Consider the following 17,781-nt stretch of genomic DNA (forward strand, 5'->3'; position numbering starts at 1 on the left):
CTCGGCCTGCCCGCCCTCGCCTACAACATGGCGGCCGTCGCCGAGGTCGGGATGGCCATCCGGGATCCGCGGGTGCTTCACCTGGCCAAGGCGGCTGGGATGCCGCCGATCAGCGTTGCCCTGGCCATCGCGAACCTGGATTACGCGCTGCGACGCGGGACGCCCGAAGGGCACCTCGTCTCTGCCGACCTGGCGAGCCGGCCCGGCGGCGTCGATCAAGCCGACTACATGCGTACCGGTCACTGGCTCGCCAACGACGCGGCCTTCGTCGCGGCAGGTGGCACGGGCGATACCGTCGAAGACATCGTGCGGGAGATCGCTGACAAGATCACCGCCCTCTCCGGGCACGACGGGATCGGTGCCCGTGAGCCCATCAGGTCCTTCGGACTCAACTCCATCTCGGTCGCCGAACTCGCCGGCTTCATCGCCACCCGGTTCCGGCGCCGGGTCGGCCTGCTGGAGCTGATGACCACAGCGACACCGGAATCCGTGGCCGAGGCAATATTGCGGCCCGACACCGAACCCGGGGCGCCCCAGCCGACCGGAACGACCGGGAAACGCGGCGGCCGGCTGCCGGCCCAGTGCCAGGCCGACCTCGACCGGCTGCAACACACCATCGGCGCCGCGGTGCACACCCACGGTGTCACCGACCCGGTAAGCCCGGACCGTTTCCGGGCCGTTCTGCTCACCGGCGCGACCGGCTTCGTCGGACGATTCGTCCTGCATGAGTTGTTGCGACAGAACCCAGAGCTGACCGTGCACTGCCTTGTACGCGCCGACGATCCCGCGCGTGGCCTGGAACGCATTCGGGCGGCCATGCGAGAGGCCGAGATCTGGGACGAAGGCTACGCGGAGCGCCTGACAGTGTGGCCGGGCGATATCCAACAGGCCGATCTCGGTCTTACCGAACCGGACTTCGATCGGCTCAGCGGCGAGCTCGACGCCGTCTATCACCTCGCGGCCAGTGTCAACCTCCTGTCTCCCTACTCGACCGTGCGCGTGGCCAACACCGCCAGCCTCGCCGGCATCATCGAGCTGACCTTGCGTCGGCGTACCAAACACCTCATCTACGCCTCGACGATGGGTGTCTTCCCGCAGTACTTCAGCAATTTCGCGGGGGAGTTCAGCGACCATCGCATCGATGACGGCGACGACCCGGACCTCGACACGCTGGAGTCGATCGCTCCGCCCGATGTGCTCGGCTACCCGTGGTCCAAGCTGGTCGTGGAGCACGGCATGCGATTCGCCGGGAGCGCAGGTGTCCCGGTCGCCATCATGCGGCTGCCGCAGACCACGCTGTCCGGGGAGACCGGCTACCTCCAGAGCAGCGACATCAAGACCCGGATCATGATGGCAGTCCTCGACGTCGGCCTGAGGCCGACCGGCTTCCGGTACGCATGGACCGAGCCGGTGGACACCGTCAGCCAGTTGCTCGTCTCGATCTCCCGCAACCCCGGCCGCCGGCGGACGACCTATCATCTGGTCAACCCGCGCCCGGTGGAACATGGCCTGGACCTGGCCGACTTCGGCGTCGAGACAAGAGAATGCAGCTACGCGGAGTTCCGGCACGCGTGCCTGGCCCGGGGGAGCCGCTCGCCCCTCCACCAGCACTGGGGCCTGGTCGATCACTTCGCCCGGTACTGGTTCGCGCCGACGGCTTCGCCATCGGCGCCTCCGGTCACCGCCGACGCTCTCTCCGCCGACGCGCTCGTACCGCCGGCCTGGCCCGGGCTGATCACCACCACCGCCCGTAGCCTCTCCTGGATGGTGCGGCACGAACAGACCTGGCCGTTTCCCCGGCCACGAACCTCCCTCGACGTGGACGCCCTGCTTCGTCGCGCCGGTCATCTGGCCGAACGCTTCTCCGTGAAGTTCGACGACGCCTACCCGGCCAAACTCGTCGAAGGACTCGACAAACTGGTTCATGCGATGCGGGACCCGGCAGCGCGGCTGCGGGAGGAACGACTCGCCGGCGTCAATTTCCTGTTCTCCCGAACACTGACCAACCGTGCGGCGCTCACCAGCGAGTACCAGCAAGAACCGGCCATCGCCACCGAGCCCGTCGAGCGCCCCGTCTTCATCATCGGCATCAACCGCACCGGAACGACGCTGCTGCACCGGCTCCTTGCGCAAGGCGACCGCTTCTGGGCACTACGTCCGGCCGAGCTGGCGCACCCCGCGCTACCCGTGGGTAAACCCGAGGCGGCACGGAACGAGTACGTCGACGATCTGCTGACGGCCGATGAGCTGACCGAAACGATGCACGGCATCCACGAGGTGGACATCGACGCGCCGGAAGAGGACTTCCCGCTCCTGGACCAGTCCTTCGCCGGGTGGTCGTACACGGTGCGATTCCATGTCCCCGAGTACGCGCACTGGCTGACCGGCCGGCGTTCCGGCCTGGCTTACGATCTGCATCGTCGTACGCTGCAACATCTCGGCTGGCAACGCGGTGTGCGGCTGGCCGCTCCCCGGCGCCAGTGGCTGCTCAAGATGCCGTTCCACCTCGCTGAGCTGGAAACGCTGCTGGCGACCTATCCGGACGCGATCTTCATTCAGACCCATCGCAGTCCGCACGAATTCATGCCGTCCTGGTTCAGCCTCACCGAATCGGTGCGAAACGCTTCCGCCCACACATCCGACCCGGTAGCGATCGGACGCGAACAGCTCGACCAGATGAGCCGCATGCTCTTCGGCGCCACCCGGTTCCGAGCCGCCCACCCGGAACTCGAAGACCGATTCCTCGACGTCAGCTATCGCGACCTTGTTGAGAACCCGGAGGGTGTCGCGGAGAAAGTCTACGAACACTGTGGCCGGACACTCGACGATCAGAGCCGTGCCAGAACCCGGAAATGGTACGACCGGCAGTCGGCTCAGAGAACCGGCGCGCCCACGCATCGCTACTCGCTCGATCACTACGGGGTGACCCAGGAAGAGCTTGATGTGGCGTTCGCGCAGTACACGCGGTTCGTGGAGGACAAGGGGATTCGGATGGCTTAAGAAGTGTCGGCGAGCTGCCGATCGGGCGATCCCGAACCCGCCGACGCTGCCGCACCCGGCCCAGCCGTGACCTGTTCTAGACACACTCGCCCCACCGGTCATGTGGTCATCTTGCGAGGTCGGCCGCCGGCCCGGGTGGAGGCGATGGCGGCCGGCCCGGCGTTGGTGCGTTCGCGCGGCAGGACACGCTCGAACTCAGCCAGGGCGGCGAACAGCTCGAACGTGAGCCGGCCAGATACGTCGTGTTTCTGAACATGACTTCGCGCTTCTGCAATATCCTGAACCGAATTGCCCCTATTGCCGGGCTCGCGGCCGGCGGGACCGAGGTTCCATGGCGCTGCTTCTGGTCACGTCGCTGTTCGTGGTGGTTCTGGCCTGGGTGAGCTGGCGGTATCTGCGGCGCCGGGATCCGCTGCTGCGTGACGTGATGTGGATGTTCGCGGCGGTGGCGATGTTGTTCGTCGTCGGGTTGCTACGTCTGTTCATGGGCATCCCGCCGCGAGCGGTGATGGTTCTGGCCATCGCGTTGTTGCTGGCGAAGCCGTTGTTCAGCCTGCGTTTGGTGAGCCGGTTGCGTCCGGTGCCCTCGTGGTGGTGGCCCGTGGCGTTCACGGCATGGCTGACCGTGGTGCCGGTGCTGACCTCCGCGGAGCAGCCGGTGCCGCGACCGCTGGTCTGGCCCGCGGTCGGCGTCTTCTTCATCGGCGAGGGTCTCGCGGCGTGGCTGCTGGGTGCCGAGGCGCGGAAGCGCGGCGGCGCGGCGCGGGCCCGGTTGTGGTGTGCCGCGGCCGGCACCGGCCTGATCGGTTCCGCCCTGCTGATCTCCGCCACCGGCCAGGCGGTGCAAGCACGGGCCGTCGCCGTGATCTCAGGCGTGTTGTATCTGGTGGCGTTCGTGCCGCCGCGCGCGTTGCGCCGCAGCTGGTCGCAGAAGGTGACCTCCGCGGTGCTGTGCCGACTGGTCGACGCGCCCGCGGACGAGCCGGCGACGCGCACGTGGCAGCACTTCTGCGACGAAGCCGCCACGGTGCTCGGTGCCGAGGCCGTGGTGATCCTGATGCGGACACACACCGGCACGGTGCAAGTCGCCGGACACGCCGGCCTGCCGGCCGGCGACTACGAGCAGACCAGCTCGGACTGCGACGCGCTGCTGAGCGCTGACAGCCCGATCGACGCCCTGGCCGGGTGGACTCATCCACCGCCGGCGGCGGTGATGTTCGCCCGGGCCAGCGGCACCCGGTTCGTGACCGTGGCGCCGGTGCCCACCGGCAACGGCCCGGGTGCGCTGCTGCTGCTCAACCGCTACCGCAGCCTGTTCGCCGAGGACGACATCGCGGCTTTCACCGAGCTGGCTCACCGTGCCGCGGCGCTGGCCGGGCGGGCCGACATCCTCGCCGAACGGCAAAGCCTCGCCTTGATCGTGGAGTCGTCGCACGACGCGATCATCGGCAAGACCCTCGACGGCGTGATCACCAGCTGGAACACCGGCGCCGAACAACTCTACGGCTTCCGGCGCGACGAGGTGCTCGGCCGGTACGCGTCCATGCTGTTCCCGCCCGGACAGGAACACGCCGAGGGCCAGTTGATGGCCCGCATCGCCACCGGAGACCGGATCGACCAGTACCGCGTGAAGCGCCGCCGCAAGGACGGCGCCACGATCACCGTGTCGCTGACCCTCTCGCCGATCACCGACGCCAACGGCCAGGCCACCGGGGTGGCGTCGATCTCCCGTGACATCAGCGAACGCGAGCGCGCCGAGGCGATGTTCGAAGGCTTGCTCGAAGCCGCCCCGGACGCGATCATCGGCGTCACCCGCGACGGCATCATCGCCCTGATCAACGCCCAGGCCGAACGGATGTTCGGCTACCAACGCGAGGAACTGCTCGGCCGGTGCGTCGACGTCCTGGTACCCGAGCGTCTGCGCGGTGGGCACCCGCACCAGCGCGACACCTACTTCGCCCAGCCGCGAAAGCGGGCCATGGGGGCCGGCGCCGCGCTGACCGCCGTACGCAAGGACGGCACCGAGTTCCCGGCCGAGATCAGCCTGTCCTCGGTCGACACCGACCAGGGCATCATCGCGACCACGGCCATCCGTGACGTCACCGACCGGCTGATCGCCCAGGCCGAACGCGAACGACTCATCACTCAGGCCGAACGCGACGCCGCCGAGAAACGCCTGCAGCACGCCCGGCGGCTGGAGAGCCTCGGTCAGCTCGCCGGCGGCGTCGCCCATGACTTCAACAACATCCTCGCCGTGATCAGCAACTACACCGAGATGATCTCCGAAGTCCTCGACTCGCCGGCCCCGGACCCGGCTGACCTGGCCGACGCGCGCAGAGACCTCGGTCAGATCGGCCGGGCCGCGGAACGCGCCACCCGCCTGACCAAACAACTGCTCGCCTTCGGCCGCCGCGACCTCACCCAGGCCGAGGTCCTCAACCTGAACCATGTCATCGGCGACATCGAACCAATGCTGCGGCGCAGCATCGGCGAACACGTCCACCTCGTCACCACCCTCGACCGGGATCTGTGGCCGGTGCACGCCGACGCCGGGCAGATCGAGCAGATCCTGGTCAACCTCGCTGTCAACGCCCGCGACGCGATGATGCCCGGCGGTGGCACCTTGTCCATCGACACCAGCAACGCCGAACTCGGCGCCGACGACCGCGCCAGCTCGTCGCTGTCAGCCGGCCGATACGTGCGCGTGCGGGTCAGCGACACCGGCACCGGCATGACCCCCGAGGTCATCGAGCGCGCGTTCGAGCCGTTCTACACCACCAAACCGAAAGGGTCCGGCACCGGCTTGGGCCTGGCCACCGTGTACGGCATCGCCACCGCCGCCGGCGGCGACGTGCGCCTGTACTCCGAGAACGGCATCGGCACCACCGTCACCGTCGTCCTGCCCGCCGTCGACGCACCGCCGGCCGACTCCGCCGGCGACGCAGGCCTGGCCACCGAACCTGTTACCGGCGCGGACCCGCACGAGACCATCCTGATGGTCGAGGACGAAGACGACCTACGCGTGATCACGGGCCGGATCCTGACCCGCGCCGGCTACCACGTCCTGACCGCCAGCGGCGGCGAACAGGCCCTGCGCCTTTGCCAATCCCACCCCGGCCCGATTCACCTGCTGCTCACCGACGTGATCATGCCGAAGATGACGGGCAATGAAGTCGCCGACCGCATCCGCGAACTACGCCCCGGCATCCCCGTGCTGTACATGTCCGGCTACGCCGAACCCGTCCTCACCGAGAACGGAACCCTGCCCGACGGCGTCACCATCGTCGAGAAGCCCTTCACCAGCCAGGAACTGCTCATCCGCGTCCGCGCCTTCGTGCAGCCACCAGCAACCGCCACGCACACCACCTCCCGGCCGCCCGAAGCCGGCCAATGACAAGAAGGTGGTGAACGCTGCGAACAGTCCGGTGACGCGCCGCCGGCCCCGTTGCGGCCGACGGCACGTCCCATCGCTCACAGGCGGAATGCGCCGACCAGTTCCCGCAGCTCGCGGGCTACCGCGGACAACTCGCCGGCGGCATGCTCGGACTGGCCGACCAGTTCGCTGCTGGTTCGGGCGACCGTGGCCACGTCGTCGATGTTGGCGGCGATGTGACCCGAGCCGGTTGCGGCCTCGGCGACGCTGCGGTTCATCTCGGTGGTGGTCGCGGTCTGCTCCTCGACCGCCGAGGCGATGGTGGTCTGATAGTCGTTGATCTGGGCGATGATGCGGGAGATCTCCTGGATGGCGGTGATCGCGCCACTGGTGTCGGCCTGGATGGCCTGCACCCGGCGGGAGATGTCTTCGGTGGCTCGGGCCGTCTCCTGGGCCAGGTCCTTGACCTCCCCGGCGACGACCGCGAAGCCCTTGCCGGACTCGCCGGCCCGGGCCGCCTCGATGGTGGCGTTGAGGGCGAGCAGGTTGGTCTGTTCGGCGATGCTGGTGATCACCTTGATGACGTCGCCGATCTCCTGGCTGGAGGTGCCCAGCCGGGAGACGGTCTCGGTGGTGGTCCGGGTGACGGTGACGGCTTGCCCGGCGACCTGGGCGGCCTCGCTGGCGTTGTGGGCGATCTGACGGATCGAGACGCCCATCTCCTCCGAGCCGGTGGCGACCGTCTGAACGCTGCGGGACACCTCGCCGGCCGCCGCGGCCACCATCTCGGCCTGTTCCGAGGAGCGTTGGGCGCCACCGGCCAGCTTGCCGGAGATCTCCCCGATGCGGTCGCTGGCCGTGCCGAGGGTCGCGGAGCTCGCGGCCAGCCGGGTCAGCACCGAGCCGACCGCGTCGAGCGCGGTGTTCACCGAGCCGCTCATCTGCCCGACTTCGTCGGCCGACTGGACGTGCAGGCGGCGGGTAAGGTCGCCGCCCGCGACCTCCCTGAGGACTTCGCCCGCCTCGGCCAGCGGTTGAGTGATGGTGCGGGTGGTGCGCCAGGCGACCAGGACGGCGATCACGATGGCGGCCAGGAAGAGGGCGGCCATCAGAGCGTTGAAGCTGCCCGCGGTCTGCCGGGCCGCGGCCGTCTCCTTCTTGTTCATCGCCTCTTCTAGATCGATGAACACGTTGATGACGCGCAGCCATTCCACGAAGGCGGGCTTGGCCTGCTCCTTCAGCACTGTCATCGCCTGCGTCTGGTTCCCGGCCCGCTTGAGCTCGATCACCTCGGGCAGCAGGGGCAAAGTGCTGGCCTGCACCTGGTTGATGGCCGCGTAGGCCTTCTTCTCGTCATCGCTGGTGGCCGCCGGGTCGGCGAAGATCTGCTGCATCTTCGCGTCCGAGTCCTTGTACTTGTCCGCGAGCTTCCCGATCAGGGTTTCCTCGTCGTCGACCTCCGAGGCGCCGCCCACCATCACCACGTCGCGGATCGCGATGGCGCGGTCATGCACGCTGCCCCGGAAGTTGATCGCATAACGCTGCTTCACCGCGTTCGCGTCATTGATGATCGTCAGCTTCGAGTCGATGCTGCGCACCTGGACGACGCCCGCCGTGACCAGCGCGGCCATCGTCATCACCACGACGGCGAAACCGGCACCGATCCGCCGGCCGATACTCCAATTTCTCACCGCGACACCTCGATCACATCAGATCCCCGGACCGCCCCTGATCAAGCAAACGTCGTAATCATCACCCTTCACGTCGGCCCACGCGGCCAGAGTCGAATCTCGGCTCCACCGGACAGAAAAGCTTGGTTTGTGGTACGGCCCTGAAGTGTTTGACGCCACCAGCGATGGTGCGTCACGTCGCCGACGCCGAAATAGCAGCCGCGAGCCGGGCCCACTGAGCCGAAGAACGAGCACGGGATGAAGCCCATGTGAAGCACCGAAATGATGCTCTTCGGACACGAGGTCCGCTATCGGTGCGGACCGTCACCGGAACGGGGATAACGTGTCCAGATTCCGTGTGCTGCTTGGCGCCGTCGTCGCAGCGTTGGCGTTGTCAATGGTCGGAGCCGGGCCCGCGGCGGCTCAGGAGCCGGCCAAGCTCGACCGCGCTGCCGAGATCTTCGCGCCGTGCATCAAACTGGCCGCCGAGAGCAAGGCCCCGGCATGGACGTGCACCGCGGCGGGGTTGACCGTCACGAGGCGCGACGCCAACGGCAAGGCTACCCAGTCGCTGACGCCGGTGGCGCCGCTGACCTCCGGTACGGATTCGGCGTCTGCCCTCGCGGACGACTACGACTCGTGGTGCGAGAACGAGGCCGTCTGCCACCGCAATCCGTTCGGCAACAAGTTCCTCGAGGAGACAAAGGGCAACGCCGCGTACGGCAGCGGGCCGACACTGATCGGCAGCTTCGACATCGTCATCCGCACCAACCTGAACGGTCGCCAGGCGCAGTGGCGGGAGACGTTCATCTGGGACAGTGGGCCCGGCGTCAGCTTCGAGGCGGTCGCCGCGAACTGCTGGGAGGCCATCGATTTCTGGCCGGATCTGAGCTGCGGCAACCATTACGGCGGCAGCCGGCGAATCGCATCCGGGGTAGCGGCCCGATGGGACACCGGCACGCTCTACGGGAACCGGCTCGTCAACGCAGCCGACTACTACGGCTCGGTGGTCGGTGTCTTCACCACCGACGACGAGCCGGAGATGCCGCGGTTCATCTCGCCGCTGGAGACCACGCGGTTCCAGTGCCCAGGCACCCAGAACTGCGTCTTCTACTGACACAGCGTCGTTACTGACGGATCCCGCTGAGCGGTGCCGGGCTCCGCCCACCCGGGCGGAGCCCGGCACGGGCCGGCTCCACCTCGCGACGCCAGTACATCAATCACGCCAGGCGAGAGGCACGAGAATGAAACGCGTACGTCTCCGGTAGATGAGTTCACCGAAATGGACGCGCGCCGGCGACGGAGGGGTGGATCAGTCCGCTAAAGCCCGATGTCGATCGGCCGCGATGGGGATCGGAGGGGCCGACTTCTTGGTAACTGCGGCTGTTGAGTCTGACCGCGAACCGACCGGTCGGTTTCTGAGCGTGCGATCATCGTTTACGTGATCGAGCCGGGGAGGCCGAACTGTACGAGGATGCCGACGATCCGTACCTGTGGCTCGAAGAGTCGGATTCGCCAGCTGTTGTGCGATGGGTGACGGGCCGCAACGCCGAGACGCTGGCCGCGTTCGCCGGTGAGGGCTTCGTCCGGGCGAAGGACGCGATCCGGGAGGTGCTCGACAGCAAGGACCGGATCCCTTACCCGGGCTGGCGCGGCGATGGCCTCTACTACAACTTCTGGCAGGACGCCGCCCATCCGAGAGGATTGTGGCGGCGGACCACCTTGGAGCAGTACCGGCGCGACGAGCCGGCGTGGGACGTCCTGCTCGATGTCGACGCGCTGAGCGCGGCCGAGAAAGAGAACTGGGTGTGGGGCGGCGCCACAGTGCTGGAACCCGGTTACGACCGCTGCCTGGTCAATTTGTCCCGGGGCGGCGCCGACGCCATGGCGGTCCGCGAGTTCGACCTGCGCGGCCGGGCCTTCGTCGAGGGAGGCTTCACACTGCCCGAGGCGAAGAGCGACGTGGACTGGATCGATGCCGACCACATCTACGTCGCGACCGACTTCGGGTCGGGGACCCTGACGACCTCCGGCTACCCGCGTGTGGTGAAGCGGTGGCGGCGCGGCACCCCGCTGTCGGAGGCGGAGCTCGTATATGAAGGGCAGGTTGACGACATCGCGGTCAGCGCGGGCCACGACCCGACGCCCGGCCACGAGCGCGACTTCGTCGGCCGGACCCTGGACTTCTACCGCAGCGAGCTGTACCTGCGCCGGCCGACCGGTGACCTTGTCAAGATCGACGTGCCGGACGACGCCGGCTGCGACATCCACCGGGACTGGCTGCTGATCTTGCTCAGGTCGCCGTGGACGGTCGGCGGCGTCACTCATCCGGCCGGTGTGCTGCTGGCCGCCCCGTTCGGCGCGTACCTCGACGGCCGGCGCGACGTGAGTGTCTTGTTCCAGCCCGATGACCGCACGTCGCTCGGCTCGTACATGTGGACGCGCAATCACCTGCTCATCGCCACAATGGCTGACGTCCGGACCCACCTGCACCTGCTTACCCCGAGCGCCTCGGGATGGCGTCGGCAGCCACTGTCCGGGGCCGGTGAACTCGACGACGCGTGGATCGTCGACACCGACCCCGACAACGACGACTCGTACCTGATCGCCTCGGCCGGATTCCTGCGGCCGGAAACCCTTGGCTTGGGCACCGTCGGAGGTCGCGTCGAGGTACTGAAGCGGGCGCCGGCATTCTTCGACCCGGACGGCATGCAGGTACGCCAGTACTTCGTCGCCTCGGCCGACGGCACCCGCGTGCCGTACTTCGTCGTGGGTGGGTCTGCCACCGCGCCGACTCTGCTTACCGGGTACGGCGGCTTCGAAATCTCGCAGACGCCGTACTACGACGGCGTCATGGGGCGCGGCTGGCTCGCGCGAGGCGGCACCTATGCCGTGGCGAACATCCGTGGCGGCGGCGAGTTCGGCCCGGCGTGGCATCAGGCGGCATTGCGGGACAAGCGGATCAAGGCGTTCGAGGACTTCGCCGCGGTCGCGGCCGACCTGGTGACACGCGGGATCACCACCCCGGCACAGCTGGGTATCGAGGGCGCCAGCAATGGCGGGCTGCTGATGGGTGTCATGCTGACCCGCTACCCCACACTGTTCGGGGCGGTCGTTGCCACCGTGCCGCTTCTCGACATGCGCCGCTACACCAAGCTGCTGGCCGGCGCCTCGTGGACCGCAGAATACGGTGATCCCGACGACGAGGCTGACTGGGCCTACCTGCGAAAGTACTCGCCGTACCACAATGTCCGGCCTGACCGGTCGTACCCTCCGGTCCTGTTCGTCACCTCGACCCGCGACGACCGCGTCCATCCCGGACACGCACGCAAGATGACGGCTCTGCTCCGAGCACAGGGCCACGACGTCTTCTACTACGAGAACGTGGAGGGCGGGCACAGCGCTGCTGCGGACAACGAGCAGGCCGCCATTCTCTCGGCACTGACACTGGAGTACCTCTGGCGCGAGCTGCACGGTGTTGCAAGCCCTGCACCACATGACTGAAAGGCCTTGCGGCGGCCTCATCGTCCGATCCTTGGTTCTGTCATGATGGCGTTCTCGACACGCTGTCCGTTATGCCGGGAAAGCTATACTTCTGTGGTGTCCTGACTGTCGGCCGGCCGAACGCTCGGTCGGGCAATCAGAAACGGAGCACCATGGTCCAGCAACCACCTCCGCGGCGCGCACGCCGTCGTACCCCGGCACGCCTCCTCGTGGCCGGCCTCCTCGCCGTCGCCGGGTCCGCGGCCGTCGTGACCGGCACCGCCGGCCCGGCGTGGGCCTGCCACGGCCTCGTGTACGGCAACCCGGTGCGGAGCACGAGCGGTTTCACCTTCCAGGTGACCAGCTCGTTCGCCACGGCCAGCAACATCACGGCGATTGCCAACAACGGGACCGCCTCGCTGAGCGGCACCAGCTGGGCGACCGGCGACACCCCGGTGATCGCCACGGTCACCGGCCTGAACCCGGGCCAGAGCGCCACCGTGCAGTTCAACGCCGCCCTGGCCGGCGGCGGCACCGCGTGCTCGTCGTACACGAACAGCGCCGAGAACGCCCCGGCGGAGACGCCGGCGTTCTCCGCGGTCACCCGCACCGCCACCGGGTTCACGTTCACCGTCATGAACTACGACGGCGACGTGTACGACTACACGTTCGCCGAGACGAACGGCGCCACCGCCACCGACGACGGTGACGGCCTGATCACCGTGACCGGACTGTCCGAAGGCGCGTCGTCCGCCGTCACGGTCACCGCGACGGCCAAGAACAACAGCGGCTTCGACGGTGACGCGAACGCCACCGTCACCGGCGCCGCCACGGTCAGCGCGCCCGCCCCGCCCACCCCGCCGTCGTCGCCGGCCAAGCCGGCCGCGGTCGCGGGGGACAGCGCCGTCAAGATCACCTGGGTGCGGCCGGAGACCAATGGTTCGACCGTCACCGGGTACGTGGTGACGGCGGCCCCCGGCGGCGCCACCTGCTCCGGCGGCGCGACCGCCACGTCGTGCCTGATCGGCGGCCTGGACAACGGGACGCCGTACCGCTTCTCGGTGGTGGCCCTGTCCGATCTGGGCCGTTCGCCGGTCAGCCCGCTCAGCGACGCGGCGACGCCCGCGTCCACCACGAACAAGGGCATCGACCTCGACCGGCCGCGCACCGTGCCCGGCGACGGCGTCCAGTTGCGCGCGAAAGGCTACGACCCCGGCGCGCGGGTGACGTTCACGCTCTACTCCGCGCCGACCGTGCTGGGCACGGCGATCGCCGGCGCGGACGGCGTGGCGACGCTGCGCGCCGACCTGCCGGCCGGCGTGACCGGTGAGCACGTGATCCGGGCGCTCGGCATCGGCGCGAACGGCCTGCCGCTGAGCCAGGACACCGACATCACGATCACCGCACCGGGCGAGGGTGGCGGCGGTCTGCCGGTCACCGGGCCGGGCGCGGGCGTGCTGGTGGGCGTGGCGGTCGCGCTGCTGCTGGGCGGCGCCGCCCTGACGGTGGCTGCCCGCCGCCGGCGGATCGCGGCCTGAGTCACCCGCTGCCGCCTCCGGGAACCCTTGGTTGTCAGGGGTTCCCGCAGGCGGCTTTGCTCAGACGAACGTTTCCCACAACCACACCGCGGCGTACGCGACACTGCCCACCGCCCCGAGCATGAACATGAGGAACACGGCAGGCCAGGCCCACGCGACGGCTTCCCGGTCGTTCGTTGCGACAGACATGATCACTCCAAGCGACGTCGGTGCGTTGACACCGTAGATTCTCCGATCCGACGGCCCCTTCCGCCTCTGCGGGAAGTTGGATCCCGGGGGACTTCAAGTACGACCTTTGGTTGGCCGGCGCCGCCTGCTGTCACCGCGCACAAGTCGGAGCCCGCGGCGACCCCGTGGGCGGGTCTGGGCCCGGTTGCTACCGCGTCGGGGTCGCCAAGGCCCGGTCGATGAGAACGATGACGTTCTGGGCTTGGCCGACCAGGTAGAAGTGGTCGCCGGGAAAGGTCTTCAGGTCGAACGTGCCCGCGGTGTGGTCCGCCCACGCCCGGGCCTCGTCGTCCGACACCCGCGGGTCGCTGTCGCCGATGACGGCGGTGATCGGGCAGTCGAGCTTGCGGCCGGGCTCGTGCCGGTACCGCTCGATGGCGGTGTAGTCGCTGCGGACCGCGGGCAGGATCAGCTCCAGCATTTCGGGGTCGGCCAGCAGCGCCGGGTTGGGGCCACCGAGGCGCTTGAGCTCGGCGACGACCTGGGCGTCCGTACCCTCGTGGATTCGGTCGGCCCGGTACCGGGACGGCGCGCGCCGGCCGGAGGCGAACAACCGCACCGGTGCCGGGCGGCCGGCCTGCTGCATGCGGAGGGCGATCTCGTACGCGAGGATCGCTCCCATGCTGTGCCCGAAGAGGGCCAGCGGCTTGTCGTCGAGCTCCGCGAGCACGGCGAAGATCTGGTCGGCGTACTCCGGGATGTTGTCGATGCCCGGCTCGCGCAGCCGTTGCTGCCGGGCCGGATACTGCACGGCCAGCACTTCCACCCGCGGTGCGAGCGCCCGGGACACGGGGAAGAAGAAGCTCGCCGATCCACCGGCGTGCGGCAGGCACACCAACCGGACCGCGCTCTGCGGTGACGGGGTGGCAATGGTCACCCACTTGTCGAAAGCGGCCGTACGCGGGGGAGCGGTCATCCCTTGACCTTCCATTTCTCGGACAGCTTGGCCAGTAGGTCGGAGATGGCCCGGTGTTCCGCCGCGCTCATGGCGATAGCCTCCTCGTCCAGCTCGTCCACCTCCTCGAGGAGGTCGAGGACCCCGGCCGCGTCCACGTCCACGTCGAGCAGCGCGTCCAGCTCGGTGGCCAGCGCGGCCGGCGTGACGTGGTCGAACAGCAGAGTGGGCGGCAGGGTGAGCCCGGTGGCTTGCGCGAGGCGGTTGCGCAGGCGGACGCCGCTGAGCGAGTCGAAGCCCAGCTCGAGGAAGGACGCGTCGTCCAGGATGGTGTCGGGGTCGGTGATGCCCAGGACCCCGGCCACCTCCAGGTGGACGAGTTCCAGCATCGTACTCGGCTCGTCCGTCTGGGGAGGCTCGTCGTCGGCGACCGTTTCCGTCGCGGGCTCCGGCGCCGCCGAGGCGAGCCAGTAGGACTGGTGCTGGAACGGGTAGACCGGCAGATCCATCGGCCGGCCGCCGGCCAGAACCGTCGCCCAGTCGACGGCCGTCCCACCCGCGTGCAGCTCGGCGAGGGCGGTCAGCACACCGACGTCCTCGGCCGAGCGGGGACGCAGCAGGGCGTGGAACGTGGCGTCACCGTCCAGGCATTCCATCCCGGCCGACGCCAGCGTCCCGGACGGGCCGACCTCCACGAAGGTGCCCACTCCCTGTCCGGCCAGTTCCTGGACGGCGTCCTGGAAGCGGACGGGTTGCCGGACCTGGTCCAGCCAGTACTCCGGCGTGCCCATCTCGGCCGGATCGATCAGGCGTCCGGTCACCGTCGACACGACCGGCAGGAGAGGGGTACGGAAGGACAGGGATTCCAGCGCCGTACGGAAATCATCCAGCACCCCCTCCACGTGGCGGGAGTGGAAGGCACGCCGGACCTTCAGCCGTCGGGCATCGCGCCCCGACGCCGTCCACGCCGAGGCGAAGTCCGTCACCGCGTCCGGCGCACCCGACACGACGACCGCCGCCGGACCGTTGACCGCGGCCAGGTCGAGCGCTGCGCCCGTACCGTCGAGGAAGTCCCGTACTTCCTGTTCACCGGCCCGGAGGGCGAGCATGGCCCCGGGGGGCGCCGCCCGTAGCGCCGCTCCGCGAGCCACGATCAGGGTGGTGACGTCCGACAGCGAGAGCATTCCGGCGGTGTACGCGGCCGCGGCCTCACCGATCGAGTGCCCGGTGACGACGTCCGGGCGTACACCCCATTCCGCCAGCAGCTCGACCAGCGCGACCTCGACGGCGAAGATGCCCGCCTGGGCGTAGAGCGGGTCGTCCACGAGATCGGCCGTCGCCGCGGCGCCTCCGCCTCCGTCGAAGTAGACGTCGGCCAGCGGATGGTCCAGGTGCTTGCCGAACTCCGCGCTCACCGTGTCCCAGGCCCGCGCGTAGGCCGGGAAACTCTCGTACAACCCCTGGCCCATGGTCAGCCGCTGCGTGCCCTGCCCGTCGAACAGGAAGGCGACGCGCCGGGTTTTCGCGGTCCCGGTCATCAGGCCGGGCCAGCCGGCGCCGTCGGCCAGCTTCCCCAGCGTACGAAGGAAATCCTCGCGGTCGGCGCCCACCACCACCGCGCGGTGGGCGAAGTCGGAGCGCGTGGTGGCCAGCGAGTAGGCGACGTCGAGCGGATGCCACGTCGAGTCCTCGGCGAGGGCCGTGGCCAACTGCCCGGCCCGCTGTCGCAATGCCTTCGGGCTCTGCGCCGACAGCACCCACGGCAGCGGCCCGCTATCCTTCGTCGTGACCGGTGCGGCCGGCGCCTCGTACTGCTCCAGCACGACATGCGCGTTGGTCCCGCTCAGGCCGAACGACGACACGCCGGCCCGGCGCGGCCGCACGTCGCCGGGCCACGGCTGGTTCTCGGTCAGCAGCGCGACCTCGCCGGCCGCCCAGTCCACGTGCGGCGACGGCTCGTCCACGTGCAGCGTCCGGGGGAGTACGCCGTGCCGCATGGCCTCGACCATCTTGATGACGCCGAGGACGCCCGAGGCCGCCATGGTGTGCCCGATGTTCGACTTCAGGGAGCCGAGCCAGACCGGTGTGGAGCGGTCCTTCCCGTACGTGGCCAGAATCGCCTCGGCCTCGATCGGGTCGCCGAGCGTCGTACCCGTCCCGTGCGCCTCCACCGCGTCCACGTCCGCCGTGCTGAGTCCGGCGTTGGCCAGCGCCTGGCGGATCACCCTCTGCTGCGCCGCGCCGTTGGGGGCGGTCAGCCCGTTCGACGCACCGTCGGAATTCACCGCGGTGCCGCGTACGACCGCAAGGACCTGGTGCCCCAGCCGGCGAGCCTCGGAGAGCCGTTCCAGCACCAGCACACCCACCCCCTCGGACCAGCTTGTGCCGTCCGCCGAGGCGGCGAACGACTTGCACCGGCCGTCGGACGCCAGGCCGCGCTGCCGGGAGAACTCCACGAACACGTCCGGGGTGGGCATCACCGACACCCCGCTCACCAGCGCCAGCGAACACTCGCCCTGCCGCAGCGCCTGCGCCGCCAGGTGCAGGGCGACCAGGGACGACGAGCACGCGGTGTCCACGGTCAGTCCCGGTCCCTCCAGCCCGAGCGCATAGGACAGGCGCCCGGACAGCAGGCTGATCGAGCCACCGGTGATCAGGTTGTCCCGGTGCGCCTCCGCGGCCCCCAGCCCGTAGCCCTGCGCCGCCCCACCCACGTAGACGCCCACATCGCGGCCGCGCAGCGATCTCGGGTCGATACGCGCTCGCTCGACAGCCTCCCACGCCGTCTCCAGCAGGAGCCGTTGCTGCGGATCCATGCCCAGCGCCTCCCGCGGGCTGATCCCGAAGAAGGAGGCGTCGAACGCGGCCGCTCCGTCCAGAAAACCACCTTGCACGCTGTACGACTTGCCGGGCGCGTCCGGGTCCGGCGAGTACAGGTTCGCGACGTCCCAGCCACGGTCGCCGGGGAACGCGGAGATCGCATCGGATCCCGACTCCACCAGGCGCCACAGGCCCTCGGGCGACGCGACGCCACCCGGCACCCGGCAGGCCATCGACACGATGGCGATCGGCTCGTTCACCGGCGCCCGGTCCGCCTCCGGTTCGGCGGGGCGCTGTGCCGCGGCCGGCCGGCCGAGCTTCACCAGCAGATGGGCGGCCAGGGCATCCGCGGTCGGGTGGTCGAACACGATCGTCGCCGGCAGCCGCAGCTCGGTCGCCTTGGCTAGGCCGTTACGCAGTTCGACCGAGGTCAGGGAATCCATGCCGAGGTCTTTGAAGGGTTTGTCGGCCGCGATGGCGTCGGCCGAGCCATGACCGAGTACGGAGGCCACGTTCCCGAGCACGAAGGCGAGCATGAGGCGGTGCTGCTCGGCGGCCGTACGGCCGATGAGGCGCGACTTGAGGGCGTGGACGCTCCGGTCAGCCGCCCCGGCCGGGTTCTGCGGGCGTCGGGCCGTGGCGAGTCCGCGCAGCAGGGCGGGGACTTCGGTGCCGAGCGCGGGCCTGGTCGGGGCGGCGATCAGGAGTGGGTGGCCGTGGTGTGTGGCGGTGTCGTAGAGGCGCATCCCGTGTTCGGCGGTGATCATCTGCTGG

Annotated in this window: 9 protein-coding genes; 5 read left to right on the plus strand and 4 right to left on the minus strand. The window is 69.3% G+C overall.

All coding sequences use genetic code 11. The features are described 5' to 3' along the window. Positions 1-27: 27 nt before the first annotated feature. Together AB0O15_RS41855 and AB0O15_RS41860 are read left to right on the plus strand one after the other, a co-directional pair. Entirely contained in the window at positions 28-3,000 is a 2,973-nt protein-coding gene (locus AB0O15_RS41855; RefSeq protein WP_364331589.1) for a thioester reductase domain-containing protein, read from the plus strand. Positions 3,001-3,331: 331 nt separating this feature from the next. After that, positions 3,332-6,394 carry a PAS domain S-box protein gene (locus AB0O15_RS41860; protein WP_364331592.1) on the plus strand — a complete coding sequence of 1,021 codons (3,063 nt, stop codon included), beginning with the start codon at positions 3,332-3,334 and terminating at the stop codon, positions 6,392-6,394. A gap of 77 nt (positions 6,395-6,471) precedes the next feature. On the opposite strand, the gene AB0O15_RS41865 is transcribed toward AB0O15_RS41860, so the two are convergent. Beyond that, positions 6,472-8,064, minus strand: coding sequence for a methyl-accepting chemotaxis protein (locus AB0O15_RS41865; protein WP_364331595.1), 1,593 nt, complete (start codon positions 8,062-8,064; stop codon positions 6,472-6,474). A 322-nt stretch (positions 8,065-8,386) separates the two neighbouring features. On the opposite strand from AB0O15_RS41865, the gene AB0O15_RS41870 reads away from it, so the two are divergent. From AB0O15_RS41870 to AB0O15_RS41880, 3 genes are all read left to right on the plus strand, one after another. Then, positions 8,387-9,160, plus strand: a complete 774-nt coding sequence (locus tag AB0O15_RS41870; protein ID WP_364331598.1) for a hypothetical protein — start codon at positions 8,387-8,389, stop codon at positions 9,158-9,160. A 347-nt stretch (positions 9,161-9,507) separates the two neighbouring features. After that, positions 9,508-11,547: a prolyl oligopeptidase family serine peptidase gene (locus AB0O15_RS41875; RefSeq protein ID WP_364331612.1), complete on the plus strand. Its 2,040-nt coding sequence runs from the start codon at positions 9,508-9,510 to the stop codon at positions 11,545-11,547. Between the two features lie 209 nt (positions 11,548-11,756). Continuing rightward, positions 11,757-13,064, plus strand: coding sequence for a fibronectin type III domain-containing protein (locus tag AB0O15_RS41880; RefSeq protein ID WP_364331601.1), 1,308 nt, complete (start codon positions 11,757-11,759; stop codon positions 13,062-13,064). Between the two features lie 60 nt (positions 13,065-13,124). On the opposite strand, the gene AB0O15_RS41885 is transcribed toward AB0O15_RS41880, so the two are convergent. The 3 genes from AB0O15_RS41885 to AB0O15_RS41895 form a co-directional block, all read right to left on the minus strand. Continuing rightward, positions 13,125-13,253, minus strand: coding sequence for a hypothetical protein (locus AB0O15_RS41885; RefSeq protein ID WP_364331603.1), 129 nt, complete (start codon positions 13,251-13,253; stop codon positions 13,125-13,127). A gap of 187 nt (positions 13,254-13,440) precedes the next feature. Further along, positions 13,441-14,208 (minus strand): alpha/beta fold hydrolase, encoded by a 768-nt coding sequence (locus tag AB0O15_RS41890; RefSeq protein WP_364331606.1) that lies wholly within the window; start codon positions 14,206-14,208, stop codon positions 13,441-13,443. Beyond that, the coding region (locus AB0O15_RS41895) for a beta-ketoacyl synthase N-terminal-like domain-containing protein (protein ID WP_364331609.1) at positions 14,205-17,781 on the minus strand (3,577 nt) is incomplete at its 5' end. The genes AB0O15_RS41890 and AB0O15_RS41895, both read right to left, overlap by 4 nt.

The sequence above is a fragment of the Actinoplanes sp. NPDC089786 genome, assembly GCF_040684855.1.
In the GTDB taxonomy this organism is placed as follows: Bacteria; Actinomycetota; Actinomycetes; order Mycobacteriales; family Micromonosporaceae; genus Actinoplanes.